General features: G+C 62.0%; 14 protein-coding genes. 6 read left to right on the forward strand and 8 right to left on the reverse strand.

The annotated features are described in order from the left end of the window. Nucleotides 1-20 precede the first annotated feature (20 nt). Together ahpC and aroC are read right to left on the reverse strand one after the other, a co-directional pair. Nucleotides 21-587: an alkyl hydroperoxide reductase subunit C gene (gene ahpC, locus ACXYL9_RS03645; protein WP_459038227.1), complete on the reverse strand. Its 567-nt coding sequence runs from the start codon at nt 585-587 to the stop codon at nt 21-23. Between the two features lie 139 nt (nt 588-726). Then, nucleotides 727-1794 (reverse strand): chorismate synthase, encoded by a 1068-nt coding sequence (gene aroC / locus ACXYL9_RS03650; RefSeq protein ID WP_459038228.1) that lies wholly within the window; start codon nt 1792-1794, stop codon nt 727-729. Between the two features lie 79 nt (nt 1795-1873). Between aroC and ruvA the strand changes: the two genes are divergently transcribed. The 5 genes from ruvA (at nt 1874) to ACXYL9_RS03675 (ending at nt 6258) form a co-directional block, all read left to right on the forward strand. After that, a complete protein-coding gene (gene ruvA, locus ACXYL9_RS03655; protein WP_459038229.1) occupies nt 1874-2476 on the forward strand; it encodes a Holliday junction branch migration protein RuvA in 603 nt (200 codons plus the stop codon). Then, the gene (locus ACXYL9_RS03660; protein WP_459038230.1) at nt 2476-3027 is read left to right on the forward strand and encodes a DsrE family protein; all 552 of its coding nucleotides are present in this window, start codon (nt 2476-2478) and stop codon (nt 3025-3027) included. Before ruvA ends, ACXYL9_RS03660 begins: the two co-directional genes overlap by 1 nt. After that, entirely contained in the window at nt 3024-3581 is a 558-nt protein-coding gene (locus ACXYL9_RS03665; RefSeq protein ID WP_459038231.1) for a hypothetical protein, read from the forward strand. The genes ACXYL9_RS03660 and ACXYL9_RS03665 overlap by 4 nt, the downstream gene beginning before the upstream one ends. Next, nucleotides 3578-4609 (forward strand): Holliday junction branch migration DNA helicase RuvB, encoded by a 1032-nt coding sequence (gene ruvB / locus ACXYL9_RS03670; RefSeq protein ID WP_459038232.1) that lies wholly within the window; start codon nt 3578-3580, stop codon nt 4607-4609. Before ACXYL9_RS03665 ends, ruvB begins: the two co-directional genes overlap by 4 nt. Before the next feature lie 218 nt (nt 4610-4827). Continuing rightward, nucleotides 4828-6258 carry a hypothetical protein gene (locus tag ACXYL9_RS03675; protein ID WP_459038233.1) on the forward strand — a complete coding sequence of 477 codons (1431 nt, stop codon included), beginning with the start codon at nt 4828-4830 and terminating at the stop codon, nt 6256-6258. A 61-nt stretch (nt 6259-6319) separates the two neighbouring features. Here ACXYL9_RS03675 and ACXYL9_RS03680 read toward each other — a convergent pair whose 3' ends face one another. From ACXYL9_RS03680 to ACXYL9_RS03690, 3 genes are all read right to left on the reverse strand, one after another. Continuing rightward, nucleotides 6320-6835, reverse strand: coding sequence for a rhodanese-like domain-containing protein (locus ACXYL9_RS03680; protein WP_459038234.1), 516 nt, complete (start codon nt 6833-6835; stop codon nt 6320-6322). Nucleotides 6836-6906: 71 nt separating this feature from the next. Next, nucleotides 6907-9582: an aconitate hydratase AcnA gene (gene acnA / locus ACXYL9_RS03685; protein WP_459038235.1), complete on the reverse strand. Its 2676-nt coding sequence runs from the start codon at nt 9580-9582 to the stop codon at nt 6907-6909. A 97-nt stretch (nt 9583-9679) separates the two neighbouring features. After that, nucleotides 9680-10579, reverse strand: a complete 900-nt coding sequence (locus tag ACXYL9_RS03690; protein WP_459038236.1) for a DMT family transporter — start codon at nt 10577-10579, stop codon at nt 9680-9682. Nucleotides 10580-10759: 180 nt separating this feature from the next. Between ACXYL9_RS03690 and ACXYL9_RS03695 the strand changes: the two genes are divergently transcribed. Further along, on the forward strand, nt 10760-12154 hold the full coding sequence (locus tag ACXYL9_RS03695; protein WP_459038237.1) for a L,D-transpeptidase family protein: 1395 nt from the start codon (nt 10760-10762) through the stop codon (nt 12152-12154). A gap of 34 nt (nt 12155-12188) precedes the next feature. Here ACXYL9_RS03695 and ACXYL9_RS03700 read toward each other — a convergent pair whose 3' ends face one another. From ACXYL9_RS03700 to ACXYL9_RS03710, 3 genes are read right to left on the reverse strand one after another with little or no spacing between them, the layout of a single operon-like run. Next, nucleotides 12189-12902, reverse strand: a complete 714-nt coding sequence (locus tag ACXYL9_RS03700) for a murein L,D-transpeptidase catalytic domain-containing protein (protein ID WP_459038238.1) — start codon at nt 12900-12902, stop codon at nt 12189-12191. 56 nt (nt 12903-12958) lie between these two features. Further along, entirely contained in the window at nt 12959-14416 is a 1458-nt protein-coding gene (locus ACXYL9_RS03705; RefSeq protein ID WP_459038239.1) for an NAD(P)-binding protein, read from the reverse strand. Next, complete coding sequence (locus ACXYL9_RS03710) at nt 14413-15378, reverse strand: histone deacetylase family protein (protein ID WP_459038240.1); 966 nt, start codon at nt 15376-15378, stop codon at nt 14413-14415. The genes ACXYL9_RS03705 and ACXYL9_RS03710 overlap by 4 nt, the downstream gene beginning before the upstream one ends. Between the last annotated feature and the right edge of the window lie 6 nt (nt 15379-15384).

Genomic DNA, 15384 nt, shown 5'->3' on the forward strand with positions numbered 1-15384 from the left:
GCCAAGCGGTATGTCGGCGTTTAGATCTTGCCGACAAGGTCGAGCGAGGGAGCCAGCGTGTCGCTGCCTTCTTCCCACGCAGCCGGGCAGACTTCGCCGGGATTATTGCGGACATATTGTGCCGCCTTGATCTTGCGGGTCAGCTCGTTGGCATTGCGGCCGACGCCTTCGCAGGTCTGCTCGACAATCTGGATCACGCCATCGGGGTCGACGACGAAGGTGGCACGATCGGCCAGGCCTGCGCCTTCGCGCAGAACGTCGAAATTGCGCGCCAGTTCGTGGTTCTGATCACCCAGGAACGGGAAGCTCAGCTTGCCGATCCGCTCGCTGGTGTCATGCCAGGCCTTGTGGCTGAAATGGGTGTCGGTGCTGACGGCGTAAACCTCGACGTCCATTTCCTGGAGCATCGAGTATTTTTCGCCCAGGTCTTCCAGTTCGGTCGGGCAGACGAAGGTGAAGTCGGCCGGATAGAAGAAGAACACGGCCCACTTGCCGCGCACGTCCTCGTCAGTGATGTCGAAGAAGTCCTTGCCGGCCTGGAAGGCGGTTGCCTTGAAGGGTTTGATGGTGCTTCCGATGATACCCATGTGTTTTCTCCGTGGTTCGGGTTGAAACTGATGGGTGCCAGATAGGTCGTGTTGCGGCGCACAAAAGCGCGTTCTTTCAATCGCAGCAATCGAAAGATTCAATCAATAGGCGGGAACTTATGGAAAGCGACAGTTTGCGCTAGCCACATTGCGCGCGGTGGAGCAGCTTGTGGTCGGCCAGAACCAGCGCCATCATCGCCTCGACCACCGGCGAGCCACGGATCCCGACACACGGGTCATGGCGACCCTTGGTGCGGATCTCGGTCGCCTGGCCGTCGCTATCGATGGTTTCGATTGGGGTCAGGATCGAACTGGTCGGCTTGAATGCCACACGGCAGGTGACGGGTTGCCCGGTCGAGATACCCCCGGCAATTCCCCCTGCATGGTTGGCCTCGAACTGCGGCCCGTCATCCCCGGGACGCATCGGATCGGCATTCTGTTCGCCTGATAGACGGGCGGCGCCGAAGCCATCACCGATCTCGACGCCCTTGACCGCGTTGATCCCCATCATGGCGCCGGCAAGTTCGGCATCGAGCTTGGCATAGACGGGCGCGCCCCAGCCGGCAGGCACGCCGGTGGCCCTGCATTCGACCACTGCGCCGAGCGAGGAGCCCGCTTTTCGCGCCTCGTCAACCAGCACTTCCCACCGCTTGGCGGCTTCCGGGTCAGGGCACCAGAAGGGATTGCGGCCAATCTCCTGCGGGTCAAAACGCGCCGGATCGATCCCGTCGCCGCCGATTTCGGCGACATAGGCGGTGATGGAGACTTCCGGCATGACCAGCCGTGCTACTGCGCCCGCAGCCACGCGCATCGCCGTCTCGCGCGCGCTTGACCGCCCGCCGCCGCGAAAGTCGCGAAAGCCGTATTTCGCATCATAAGCATAGTCGGCATGGCCGGGGCGATAGGCCTTGGCGACCTCCGAATAGTCCTTTGATCGCTGATCGATATTCTCGATCTGCAAAGAAATCGGCGTTCCTGTGGTCTTACCCTCGAACACGCCTGACAGGATACGGACCGTGTCGGGTTCCTGACGCTGGGTGGTGAACTTGTTTTGCCCGGGGCGGCGCGCATCAAGGTATGGCTGGATATCCCCTTCGGACAGGGCGATGCCCGGTGGACAGCCATCGAGCACGCAACCGATGGCGGGGCCATGGCTCTCGCCCCATGTGGTCATGCGCAGCACGCGGCCAAAAGTGTTCCAGCTCATAGACCCGCTTCATCCCCCAACTGTGGGCGCATGTCCATTGGCGCTGGACCAAATCCTTCTTGTGCCGCAAGAACAAAGCATGATTGCGAAGCTGAAGGGCCTGCTCGACGAAACCGGGACCGACTGGGCGGTGATCGATGTCGCGGGCGTGGGCTATCTGGTCCACTGTTCGTCCAAGACATTGTCCGCGCTGGGCGAGGTGGGGGAAGCCTGCACGGTCTATACCGATTTGCAAGTTTCCGAGAATGACATGCGGCTGCTGGGCTTTGCCGAGGCCGGGGAGCGCGACTGGTTCCGGCTGTTGACCCAGGTGCAGGGCGTGGGCAGCAAGGTTGCGCTGGCGATCCTGTCCGCGCTGTCGACGCATGAAGTGCAGACGGCCTGCGCCAATGGTGATGCGGCGATGGTCGCCCGCGCCCAAGGTGTCGGGCCAAAGCTGGCCGGACGGATCGTCAATGAGTTGAAGGACAAGGCCGGCGCATTGCCGACTGCTCCGGGCGGCGCGGGTCCATCGCTCACGCTCAAGGGCAGCGCCAGCGCCGATGCGGTCAGCGCCTTGGAAAACCTGGGGTTCAAACCCGCCACCGCCACCCGCGCCGTCGCCACCGCGCAGGGCGAACTGGGCGAGGGTGCAAGCGAAAGCGAATTGATCCGCGTGGCATTGAAGAGGGCTGCAGGTTAATGGAAACGATTATGCGATTTTTGCTGGCGATGGCGGCGTTGGCCTTCACGGCCCCTGCCTCGGCACAGGATTTCTCGGCCTTTCGCGAAGGGCCGGTGTTCACCGAGTTCGGAGCCGTGGCCCAGGTCGAGCCGGACCAGCCGCTGACCGCCGACATGCATTTCATGCACAGCTTCGACGTCGCCAAGGGTGCCGGCGATGACGTGATGAACCGGGGGATCGAATCCGCTGCGCGCTTCGTCAACATGATGGTGCTGCACGGCGTTCCGCGCGAGAATATCCATGTCGCGGTGGTGGTGCACGGCGCGGCCAGCCTCGACCTGCTGCACAGCGAAGCCTTCGCTGCCCGCTTCGAGGGCCGCGACAACCTCACCGCCGCGCCGCTGGCCGAGATGATGGAGAACGGCATCGAGGTCTATCTGTGCGGCCAGAGCGCGACAGCGCATGGCATTGCCAAGGCCGACCTGGTGCCGGGCGTCAAAATGGCCGTCTCCGCCATGACCGCCCACGCCCTGCTGCAACAGCGCGGCTACACGGTGAACCCGTTTTGAGCGAAGAAAGCATAGAATCACCTCCGACGGTGGACAACAACGCTAACGCTTGGAATCGCCAAGGTGCGCTTGAGGAAATTGAGAACCTTAAGGTAATGCGAGCCACTTCGTGGGAGCAGCATTCACATTCGTTCAAGTGGCTTACCGCATCGTTGTTGGCTTTGAACGCAGGGGGATTACTCGCAATGAGCCAAGTGCAGGCAATAGGTGTCGACGACAAACTCATTGCGGGCGGATGTTTCGCTGTTGGACTTTCATTCGCATTGCTTGTCGCCGTAATTGGGCAACGGTCGATTACTGCGACGCTGCTGCCCTTGCAAAGACACATCGGCTATTGGATGTCGGTTTCTAGGGACGGAGAGCGCAACGAGGGCTTCGAGAAAGAACTCGCAAAAGAATTCGAAAAGCCAACCATACTTGGAAAAATTGGGCAAGTAATGGGGTGGGGCTCGGCGTTAAGCTTTTTCGTCGCTATATATTTCGCGGGCGTTGGCTTGATGAATTTTGAAATAGAAGCGATGAATAGTGCGGATTTGGAGGTAGAGAGGCGATGACCGACCCCATTCCCCTCCACGATCCCGACCGGCAACCGGAAGACCCGGACGCGGCCTTGCGGCCCAAGTCGCTGGACGAATTCGTCGGGCAGGCGGCGGCGAAGGGCAATCTCGCCGTGTTTATCGAGGCGGCGCGTTCGCGCGGCGAGGCGATGGACCATACGTTGTTCTTTGGACCGCCAGGGCTAGGCAAGACGACATTGGCGCAGATCATCGCGCGCGAGCTGGGCGTGGGCTTTCGCGCCACCAGCGGCCCGGTGATTGCCAAGGCCGGCGACCTGGCCGCGCTGCTGACCAATCTCGAACCGCATGACGTGCTGTTCATCGACGAGATCCATCGGCTCAATCCGGTGGTCGAGGAAGTGCTCTATCCGGCAATGGAGGACCGCGCGCTCGACCTGATCATCGGTGAAGGGCCGGCGGCTCGCAGCGTGCGAATCGACCTGCCGCAGTTCACCCTGATCGGCGCGACCACGCGGCAAGGCCTGCTGACCACGCCGCTGCGCGACCGGTTCGGCATTCCTGTGCGGCTCAATTTCTACAGCGAGGACGAGCTGGAGAAGGTCGTCACCCGTGGGGCGAAGCTGATGGGGCTGCCCATCGATCCCGCTGGCGCCCGCGAGATTGCCCGCCGCAGCCGGGGCACGCCGCGCGTGGCTGGACGGCTGCTGCGCCGCGTGCGCGACTTCGCCGAGGTGGAGAAATCGGCCACCGTCACTGCTGCCATCGCCGATGCCGCGCTGACCCGGCTCGAGGTCGATCGCCTGGGCCTCGATGCAATGGACAGGCGCTATCTCGCCATGATCGCCGATATCTACAAGGGCGGCCCCGTCGGGGTGGAAACGCTGGCCGCCGGACTGGCCGAGCCGCGCGACACGGTGGAAGAAGTGGTCGAACCCTATCTCATCCAGCTCGGCCTGGTGGCCCGTACGGCGCGCGGACGCTGCCTCAATGATCGCGGCTGGGAGCATCTCGAACGGCGCCCGCCGGCCGGATCGCAGACCGGCCTGTTCGAGGACGAAGCTTAACCAAAGCGCAAGAATGCCATCGAATTCGGTCCCATGGCGGGACACAGTGCCGCCTGACGTCTGGTTCGGGAGAGAAAAACCGACCTTGGCTCCCGTTTTGATGGTTAATTCGATTGCCGGTTAAGGGGGTGACCTGTTCCAACAGGGACACGGGGATACACCCACGCCGGAAACGCCGGATGTGAGGAAAGCCCCAGCAGGAACAGAAGAGTTTGACCATGTCGGTAAAAATGGCCCTGGCGAAATTGTCCGCAACCGCTGCTGGCGGTGTGCTCCTCGCGGGCGGCGCGCTTCACGTCGCCGAACCGCAGGCAGCCGAAGTCACCTACAAGTCGGTCAAATCCGTCAAGTCGGTGAAGTCCCAGCCGGTCAAGTACATCAAACAGAAACCCAAGAAGCGCCACGTTGCCAAGACGCATAAGCGCAAGCGCCGGGTGGTTGAGCGCACGATCGAGTGCGTTCCCGCCAACATGGCAGCTGGTAGCGGCGCCCATATGGCTGGTGGACCTGGTGCTCATGGCGCGGCTGGTGCTCACGGCGTGGCTGGTGCTCACGGTGCTCATATGGCCGGTGGACCTGGTGTAGCCGGTGCTCACGGTGCTCACGGTGCAGGCGGTGCTCATGGCGCAGGCGCCTATCCTGGCGGTCCTGGTGCAGCAGGTGCTCATGGCGGACCGGGTTATCCTGGCGCTCCGGGTGCTCCCGGCGCCTATCCCGGCGGTCCGGGCGCAGCGGGTGCTCATGGAGGGTATGCCGGCGGCTATCAGGGCGGCGGCTATGCCGGCGGCTCTTACAGTGCATCGCGTACTATCTACACCGGCGGCTCTACGGTTGTCGGCGGCGGCGCAGGCTACGGTTATAACGGCTGCGGCGGCGGCGCGACCACGATCGTTACGGTTGCACCTGCCGTGCTCCCGGTTGGCGGCGGCTTTGTCGGCGGCGGCGGCAGCGGCGGCGGCGTGACCGTGATCGGTGGCAGCGGCGGCAGCTTCGGCGGCGGGTTCTTCGGTGGCTTCTTCGGCAGCAGTGGTTCGAGCGGCGGCAACGTCAACATCTCGTCGACCACGTCGACTTCTGGCAGCACCAGCGGTTCGAGCTCGGCGGGAATCATCATCGATATCGACAACTCGAACAATGGCGGATCGACTTCGACCTCCACTTCCGGCGGTTCGACCTCCACGTCGACCTCTACGGGTGGCCTGACGTCGACAACCACCAGCTCTTCTGGTGGCAGCTCGACCTCGGGTAATGTCTCCAGCTCCAGCTCGGGCAACGTCAGTTCATCGACATCGAGCTCCAGTTCGGGCAATGTGGATGTTGATGTGGACAATGATGTTGATGTTGATGTCGACGTCGATACCGACATCGAGAACACCAACAACAACAAGAATTACAACCACAACAACAATAACAACAACAACTCGAACGAGAACAATAACCACGTGTCGACCAGCACCAGCAGCTCGGGCAACATGACGAGCAGCACGAGCGGTGACTGGACGAACACCAGCGGCGGAACCAATGGGGGCACCACCGGGTCCACCTCGGGGTCGAGCGGCACGCCGGTTCCGGCACCGCCGATGACGATCCTGTTCGGCCTCGGCGCTGCGGCTATCTTCGGACGCCGCAAGTGGAAGCCCAAGAGCTAAACCTTCAAATCACGACCTGCTTGCAGGGCGCGTCCCCCACCGGGGCGCGCCCTTTTTTTTCCTAGCTGCCGACTTGCTGTTCGTCCGCCCAGGCCACCTCGCGAATCGCCACCACATCAGCCAGTTCCCAGATATTGGTAAAGCCATAGCCGTGCAGGTTGATGAAAGTGGGGATGTTGAGCGCGAGCTGTGCGCGCTTGGTTTCAACAGGCGCTGCGTTGTCGGAGAAATTGTTGGCGCAATAGATCAGGATCGGCCTCGTGCGATCCTCGCCCAGCACCCGGCGTAGCTTGGCGTCGGTGAAATCGGAGAATGGCAGGTTGATCGCTCCCGCCAGATGTCCTTGTGCAAAAGCGGCCGCACTGCGGGTATCAAGGATAATCGCGTCTTGTTCGCCGGCCTTGGCCAGGAATTGCGCATAGGGAATCCGCCGCGCCTCGCGCACCGGGCCAAGTTCGACGGTGAGTGCCAGGAACCCATCGTAGTCTATCAACTGATTGACGGGCGACTGGTCTTGCGCTGCCAGCGGGCCTGCCATTCCAGCGGTTAGCAGCAACGCAAAAAATCGAGCATTCATTAGTCCTCTCCTTCCCGGCGCAAGCGTGCGCCGGGAAGGATGGACATGGCCTTAATCGTAGGCGGCCGCGCTCAATTGGTCGCCAGCTTGCGGATCACGTACTGCAAGATCCCGCCGTGGCGGTAATATTCCAGTTCGTTCTCGGTATCGATTCTCGACAGCGCAACGAATTCGAAGCTGGAGCCATCTTCGCGGGTGACTTCGACCGTTACGTCCTGGCCCGGCGTCATGTCGGCCAGCCCCTTGATAGTGAAGGTGTCGGTCGGCTTGAGGCCAAGCGAGTTGCGGGTATCGCCCTGTTTGAACTGCACCGGCAACACGCCCATGCCGACGAGATTGGACCGGTGGATCCGCTCGAAGCTTTCGACGATCACTGCGCGCACGCCGAGCAGGATCGTACCCTTGGCGGCCCAGTCGCGGCTCGATCCGGTGCCGTATTCCTTGCCGCCAATGACGACCAGCGGGGTGCCGTCGTCCTTGTGCTTCATCGCCGCGTCGTAGATCGGCATCTGTTCACCCTGGTAGGAGGTGAAACCGCCTTCAACACCGGGGACCATCTCGTTCTTGATGCGGATATTGGCGAATGTGCCGCGCATCATCACGTCATGGTTGCCACGGCGCGAGCCATAGGAGTTGAAGTCCGCCTTCGCGACCTGGTGGCTCTTGAGATACTCGCCAGCGGGCGAGTCTTCCTTGATCGAGCCGGCAGGTGAAATGTGGTCGGTGGTGACCGAGTCGCCGAGGATTGCGAGCGGCTTGGCATCCGTGATGTCCTGCACCGCCTTGGGCGTCATTTCCATCCCCTCGAAGAAGGGCGGGCTGGCGACGTAAGTGCTGCCGGGGCTCCAGCTATAGGTGTCCGAAGCCTCGACCTTGATTGCCTGCCAGTGCTCGTCGCCCTTGTAGACGTCGGCATAGCGGCGCTCGAACATTCCGCGGTCGATATTAGCTACGCGGTGTTCGTACACTTCCTGGTTGGTCGGCCAGAGGTCGGCGAGCATGACATCATTGCCATCCTGGTCCTGCCCGATCGGCGTGGTGGTGATATCCTCGGTCACTGTGCCCTTGAGCGCGTAGGCGACCACCAGCGGGGGCGAGGCGAGAAAGTTGGCGCGCACATCCGGGCTGACGCGGCCTTCGAAGTTGCGGTTGCCCGACAGCACCGATGCGGCGACGATATCGTTGTTATTGATCGCCTTGCTGATCGGCGGGGCCAGCGGGCCCGAATTGCCGATGCAGGTGGTGCAGCCATAGCCGACGAGATCGAACCCGATTTCGTTCAGGTCTTCCTGCAGGCCCGATTTCACGAGGTAGTCTGTGACGACCTGCGAACCCGGCGCGAGGCTGGTCTTGACCCACGGCTTGGGCTTCAGGCCCTTCTCGACCGCCTTGCGCGCGACAAGACCGGCGGCAATCAGCACATCGGGATTGGACGTGTTGGTGCAGCTGGTGATCGCCGCGATCACCACGTCGCCATCGCCGATATCGTGGTCCTTGCCATCGACGTCGACTCGAACTGCTCCGTCCTTCTTGTAAACGCTCTTCAGCTCGCCGTTGAACAGCTCGGCTACTTCGGGAAGGATGACCTTGTCTTGCGGGCGCTTGGGGCCGGCAAGGCTGGGCACCACCGTCGCCATGTCGAGCGAGAGCGTCTTGGTGAAAACCGGCTCGTTTTCCGGCTCGAACCACATGCCCTGTTCGCGGCAATAGGCCTCGACCAGTTCGATTTGTGCATCGCTGCGCCCGGTCAGGCGCAAATATTCGAGCGTCTTGTCGTCGACACCGAAGAAACCGCAAGTCGCGCCATATTCGGGCGCCATGTTGGCGATAGTGGCTCGGTCGGCAAGGCTGAGATTGGACACGCCAGGTCCGTAAAACTCGACGAAACTGCCAACCACTCCAACTTCGCGCAGCATCTGCACGCAGGTCAGCACCAGGTCGGTGGCGGTAACGCCTTCGGCCAGCGCATTATCGAGCCGGAAGCCGACAACCTTGGGGATCAGCATGGAAATCGGCTGGCCGAGCATGGCAGCTTCAGCCTCGATCCCGCCGACGCCCCAGCCCAGAACGCCAAGGCCGTTGATCATAGTGGTATGGCTATCGGTGCCGACGCAGGTGTCGGGATATGCGGTGAGATTGCCGTCCTGGTCCTCGGACGACCACACGCCGCGGCCGATGTGCTCGAGATTAACCTGGTGGCAAATGCCGGTTCCCGGAGGCACAGCGGAGAAGTTCTGGAAGCTCTTGGAGCCCCATTTGAGGAAGTCGTAGCGCTCGGCATTGCGGGCGTATTCGAATTCGACGTTCTTTTCGAAGGCCTTGGGATGCCCGAACTCGTCGACCATGACCGAGTGATCAATGACAAGATTGACCGGAACCTGCGGGTTGATGCGGGCGGTGTCACCCCCCAATGCCTTGATCGCATCGCGCATGGCGGCAAGGTCGACAACGCAAGGAACGCCGGTGAAATCCTGCAGCAGGACGCGCGCCGGACGGTACTGGATTTCGCTGCCGGTGGTTGGATTTTTCTGCCAGTCGGCAACGGCCTGAATGTCGTCGGTCGAGACGGTAAAGCCGTCGTCTTCAAAACGCAGCATGTTCTCGAGCAGGACCTTCATGCTGAAGGGCAGCTTCGACACGTCGCCGATTTTTTCCGATGCCTTGGCGAAGGAGTAATAGGCATAGTCCTTGCCACCGACAGTGAGTGTGCTGCGGGTGCCGAGCGTGTCTTTTCCGACCTGGGTCATCCGGGGTCCTTTCCTGGCGTCTCTGGGAAGGCGGCGCGGGGGTGCTGGCGGCGCCTCGATATTTCGCTTGCGCACCTGCGCCAGCGGAGGCGTTTGGTCAAGGGGAAGGCGTGGGCGGGACGCTCCGACCGAGAGCTGCAGCGCGGGTTGCGATCCAGCATCCGAAGACAATCAACGCGGTGCCGGCGAGCGTCGGAATCGTCACTGCTTCGCGGAAGAACAGCCATCCGAACAGCGATGCCCACAGGAACCCGGAATATTCGATCGGCACCAATGCCTGCGCTTCGGCCCTGGCATAGGCCCATGCCAGCGCCATCGCACCGCCGACAGTCAGCAGCGCGGCCCAGCCGATATCGATCATGGTATCGGGGCTTGGGAGGGCGAGCAGCCACGGTGCAGCCACGCCCAACACCAGCGCAGAAACGCCGGAATGGAACGTTGCGATCTCGGTCGGTCCGGCCAATTGCGATTGCTGGCGAATGATGATGAAGTTCCACGCATAAAGCATGGCCGAAAACAGGATCGCCCCTAGCCCCAGCAATACGTCGTCTTCTGGTGCTTCGCTGCCGATCTTGCCGCCGATGATGACGATCGTCCCCGCAAAGCCGAGCAACGATGCCGCTACCGCCTGGCGCGATACCTTCTCGCCGAGCAGGACGGCCGCGAGATACAACGCAATCAGCGGCGCGATGAAGGAGATGGCAATCGCTTCGGCGATCGGCAGCTTGGTCAAGGCGAAGAAGAACGACAGCGCCATGAAGGCCGAAATCGTGCCGCGCAGCAGATGCAGCCGCAGTACCGCTGGACGGGGCCAAAGGCCCCCACGGGCCAACCAGACGGGTGCGATGATGACGAGGCCGAGCGCCGAGCGCAGCACCGCGGCGCTGTAAGCCCCGATTGCCAGCGACGCGCCTTTCATGAAGGCGTCCATCAATGACAACATTCCGACGCCAACCAGCGCGAGAACGAATGGGAGGAGGGGATGCTCGCTGCGCATGGTCAGCTGCTCCTTAGCGCGCTTTGGCTGCCGGTCATGCCAGTAATGTCACATCGTCCATGAAATTCAGGCTGCCGAAAGCGTCGATGCTTGAAGAGACTGGATGAATACGGCAAAATTGCCGGGCGTACGGGTGAGCCGCGTTCGCTCGCACCCACCATGAGGTCGTGAATAGCTATTATGATGAACCTGTTGAAGAATTCTTTGCTCCTTGTTGGTGCAAGCCTGGTTTTGCCGATGGCGGCAGGCGCGCAGAACGCCCCGGAAGACTTGCTCCCCCCTGAAACCGCGGTTGAGCCCGTGACTGCGCAGGATCCTGAGTATGACGCGCCGACCGATGGTTCGGTGCAGGAAGCATTCGACGGCGAATTCCGTACCGTCCAGCAAGTCGATCCTGTGGTGCAGAGCTGGACTGTCGAACAGGCCACCAGCCTTGTCGCCCTGATCGAAGGCATTGCGGCTGAGGGTCTGCGTCCGGCGGACTACGATGTGGCGGGCCTACGCGCATTGATCGCGACTGGTCCCGGTGAGGCGCTCAACAAGGGTGCCAGTCAGCGATTCGTCTGGTTGGTCGAGGATATGCGCGATGGCCGCACCCCGATGTCGGGCCGAACGCAATGGTTCGTGATGGACCCCGACGCCGACCGCTATCGCTCGGGCAGTGTGCTCGAGGCGGCATTGGAAACCGGCGACCTCAAGGCCGCGCTGGGCGAGGTTGCACCGTTGCATCCCGATTATGCCGTGCTGCGAAATGCCCTGGCCAAAGCCACTCCCGGCAGCGCGCGATACAAGCAGATCCAGGCGAATATGGATCGCTGGCGCTGGCTTCCGCGCGTCCTCGGCTCGCAATATCTGATGACCAATGTGCCCGAATATCAGTTGCGGCTTTCGGTCGATGACAAGATCATGGCGACCTATCGCACGATCGTGGGCAAGCCCGGCCGCACCGCCACCCCGCAGCTCGCTGAAGTGGTAGAGGGTGTGATCCTCAACCCGACCTGGACCGTGCCGCAAAGCATCGTCAAGGGCGAGGGATTGGGCAACAAGGTGCTCAGCAACCCGGCCTGGGCCGCGCGCAACGGCTACAAGGGCACGAAGGGTGCGAACGGCTATATCTCGGTGGTGCAGCAGCCTGGCCCCGGCAATTCACTCGGACGGATGAAGCTCGACATGCCCAACCGGCACGCGATCTTCCTGCACGACACGCCTGCTCGCGGCCTGTTCAACTCCGCCAATCGCGCGCTCAGCCACGGCTGTGTGCGGACTGAACGGGCAGTGGAACTGGCGCTGACGCTGGCGATCCTGCAGGCTGGTCTGACCGCCGACGAAGGCGTCGAGATCCTCAATAGCGGCGAATACACGAAGGTCGCGTTCGAGAAGAAGATGCCGGTCTACATCACCTATTTCACCATGGCTTCCGATATCGAGGGCAAGCTGTCGACCTTTGACGATGTCTACGGCCGCGACGATGCCGTGCTGGCATCGTTCAACGCTCCGCGCATGGCCAATCGCAGCCGGGTGACCGATGAACAGGTTATCGTGATCGAGGACGATCCGCGCGCTAGCGGAGCGTAATTGTTCGCTAGATGGGCGCGATGCCCGGGCGGTCTTAATAAACCCCCGGGTTGAGCCGGTCTTGGCCAGTTGCATCCTTGGCCATTAGCAGTTCGAGGTCGGGCGCCGGATCGTGCCGCACGACCTTGCTGCCGTCCTCGGCCAGGCCGAGGCTCTCGGCATAGAGCAGTCGACCACCCGAGAGCGTCAACAGTGCGGTGCGGAACTGTTCCTCGCCCATGGCGAAGCAGCCGTTCGACCGGCCCAGCCGGCCCCAGCGTGCGACATGCTCTGGCTCGGCATAGGCAGCGCGGTGCATGACGATATAGCGGCGTAGCGTATTGGAATTGGTCTCATCGAGTCCGCCCAGCCGGATCGAGGTGCCATAGCGCCCCTTGTACCATTCCCAGGTCACATAGGCCCCGCGGCTAGTGGCGTTGGAGCCTTCTTCGTTGGAATAGGAATTGAGCCAGCCGTCATGTTCCGGATCGGAGCCGGTGCCATGGCTGACGAGGTAGCTTTGCACTTCCTGTCGATCGAGGTTGACGAAGTGGAAACGCGGCAAGTCCGAGCGCAAGCCGAAATCGGCAATCCCGACAATGTCCTTCTTCCAGATGACGTCGCCAGCCTTGTCGATCTGCTCCTTGGCGATGGCAAACAGCTTGCGGTCGCGTGCGCTGCCGGCTGCCGGCTGAGCGAATACGCGCGTAGGAAGGGCGGCAACTGCGCCTGCGACCAGGCTGGTCTTGAGAAGGGTACGGCGGTCCATAGGTGGAGTATACTACATCAAAGCTGGCAGTGGTGTGAACAAGCAACGCAAGTCCGTTAGCCGGCGTTCCCTTCATGCAACGCCTTGGCCTGAATGCCTAGCTTGATCAGGCTCGGCATGCATTGCTGCGCGGCTTCACGAAATTCTTGCATTTTCATGAGCTTGGGACTGTTTTCTGCCATCAGTTTGGCAATCGTGCCAGTGGCAAGATCAAGGCGCGAGGATGCCAGCCAGGCCATGATGTCCGGATTCTGCGCCCAGGCACCCCGGTTCATCATGTTGACCATCTGGCTGTAAGGGAAAGTGGCCGGGGTGTCGGTGAGAGGCCCCGGCGCGCCCATCAGGTTTTTGGTATCGTCGTCGTCGAAATGGACTTCGAAAAAGGCGGTCAGCGCTGCGCTCAACGTGACCAGCGGCACGAAGATCGGTTGCAGCACGATGGTATCGCCACGGAACTGCGGCCCGGTGTTCTTGCGCGCCTCAAACGGAACGGCGGAAGCGGTGCAATCGATGAACAGCGTCTCGGGAGGGACGTCGACGGTTTCCTCACCAAAATGCATCCGGCTAGGTTCGATGGCCGTCACGCGGCCCTTGCGGACGACATTGGTGATGCGGCGAAGGATATCGATCTCGCCCTGGCTGATGGTGGCGAAATGGAACATCTCCGGCGCGATCGTTTCGTCGATGCGTAGATAATATCCGCCTTCACCGAGGATGCGCATCATCTCGGCCCCGTCGGAGGCCTTGGCGGCGGCCTTCAGGATCGCAATCTGCATGTCGAGCGTGTCTTCAATGAACAGCTCGCCTGGCTGGGTATAGCGCCGGTTCCACAGCCAGCTTTCGCGCGGGCGGACCCAGGTGATCTTGTCCGGATCGACACCGGCTTCGATGAGCCAGACGCCGGTATCCATCGCGGTCTTGCCTGCACCCAGGATTACGTAGCGTTCTGGCAGGTTTTCAGCGTCTAACCAGAGGTCCGGCAAGGCGCCGGGGGGTTCCAGATAGACGCCGGGCTCTACTTTGAAATTCAGTGTGTGCGTTGCAGGGACCGAGGTCTGGTAAAATGTCGCATCGACAAGTTTGCGGCGAACTTTGATTACCGTCTCTTCGCCTCCGAGGATCGAAATGATCCGCGCTTCGCCATCCCCGTCCATGCCCTTGAACTCGCTCAGGCGATGATATTCGACCCGGCCGGTTGGCAGCAGCCTGAGGTTCATGACCTTTTCGAAATAGGCTAGCACTTCGGTCCCACTGGCAAGCGCGAACAGTCCCTTGTTCGGACCATGCTCGTCGATATGCTCGGTCTGGAAAGGCATCGAATTAACGCCATAGGTCGCGCTCGGCTGGTGCAGGGCGACAAAGCCATAGGCATCGTTCCAGTGACCGCCAGGTTTGGAATGGCGATCGACGAAGGTGATGTGGCCATCGGGATCGAGATCGATCAGCGCATCGGCAAAGGCGAGGCCGACGGCCCCAGCACCAACGATCAGATAATCGGTTTCCTGCATGCTCATCGCCCCACCTCGGCTTGTCCAACCCTGTCCCTAGCATTCAGGGGTGCCGGATGCGCGCGATTTTCGGCCGCCATCGCCAGCATCGACCGGGCATGACGCGCCGCTACCTCGTGCTGGTCTGCCCCGTACCCACCGCCAAGTGCGCTGGCGACGGGCACTCCGCGTTGCCGTGCTTCGGCCACGACGAATTGATCGCGGGCGGTCAGCCCCTCGCTTGTCAGCTCCAGCCGGCCAAGCCTGTCTTCCTCGTGCGGATCGACACCGGCCTGGTAGAGCACCAGATCGGGCCGGACCTCGTCGAGCAGGCGCGGCAGGTGCACGGCCAGGACCGCGAGATATTCGCTGTCGCCCATGCCATCGGGCAGCGGCACATCGTGGTTGGAACGCGCCTTGCGGACTGGGAAGTTCTTTTCCGCATGCATGGAGAAAGTGACGATGTCGTCGCGCAAGGCGGTGAGGCTGGCAGTGCCATCGCCCTGGTGCACGTCGAGATCGACCACCAGGATGCGCTCCGCGTCGCCCTCGGCGATCAGCCGGTTTGCTGCGACGGCCAGGTCGTTGAACACGCAATAGCCTGCGCCGGTATCATACAGCGCATGGTGGCTGCCGGCGGCGCTGTTGGCGGCGTAGCCGTGCTTTGTTGCCAGCTTCGCCGCGAGCCAGGTGCCGCCACAAGTGTGGCGCACACGCGAGGCGATCTGAGGGGTGACCGGAAAGCCGATCCGTCGTTCTTTTTCGAGCGGAACCTGCACGGAGAGGACCTGTTCGACATAGTCGGGGCAATGCACTGCCTCCAGCCACTCGCGTTCGAGGGGATCGGGCGCATGTTCGACGATCGTCTCGCCGCTTGCGCGAACCGACGCCCTGAGCGCTTCCATGACGAGGAGATATTTGTCGAACCGGAACGTTCCGCGCTTCGGGCGCGGGGCCCTGTAATCGGGGTGGTGGACGACGTGCAGCACGTGTCC

This window comes from Qipengyuania sp. CAU 1752 (genome assembly GCF_054482615.1).

Coding starts and splice junctions, on each gene's coding strand:
- ACXYL9_RS03680 (WP_459038234.1), bottom strand. CDS start 6,835: ATGAATGCTCGATTTTTTGCGTTGCTGCTAACCGCTGGAATGGCAGGC.
- ahpC (WP_459038227.1), bottom strand. CDS start 587: ATGGGTATCATCGGAAGCACCATCAAACCCTTCAAGGCAACCGCCTTC.
- ACXYL9_RS03660 (WP_459038230.1), top strand. CDS start 2,476: ATGGAAACGATTATGCGATTTTTGCTGGCGATGGCGGCGTTGGCCTTC.
- aroC (WP_459038228.1), bottom strand. CDS start 1,794: ATGAGCTGGAACACTTTTGGCCGCGTGCTGCGCATGACCACATGGGGC.
- ruvA (WP_459038229.1), top strand. CDS start 1,874: ATGATTGCGAAGCTGAAGGGCCTGCTCGACGAAACCGGGACCGACTGG.
- acnA (WP_459038235.1), bottom strand. CDS start 9,582: ATGACCCAGGTCGGAAAAGACACGCTCGGCACCCGCAGCACACTCACT.
- ruvB (WP_459038232.1), top strand. CDS start 3,578: ATGACCGACCCCATTCCCCTCCACGATCCCGACCGGCAACCGGAAGAC.
- ACXYL9_RS03700 (WP_459038238.1), bottom strand. CDS start 12,902: ATGGACCGCCGTACCCTTCTCAAGACCAGCCTGGTCGCAGGCGCAGTT.
- ACXYL9_RS03690 (WP_459038236.1), bottom strand. CDS start 10,579: ATGCGCAGCGAGCATCCCCTCCTCCCATTCGTTCTCGCGCTGGTTGGC.
- ACXYL9_RS03675 (WP_459038233.1), top strand. CDS start 4,828: ATGTCGGTAAAAATGGCCCTGGCGAAATTGTCCGCAACCGCTGCTGGC.
- ACXYL9_RS03705 (WP_459038239.1), bottom strand. CDS start 14,416: ATGAGCATGCAGGAAACCGATTATCTGATCGTTGGTGCTGGGGCCGTC.
- ACXYL9_RS03695 (WP_459038237.1), top strand. CDS start 10,760: ATGATGAACCTGTTGAAGAATTCTTTGCTCCTTGTTGGTGCAAGCCTG.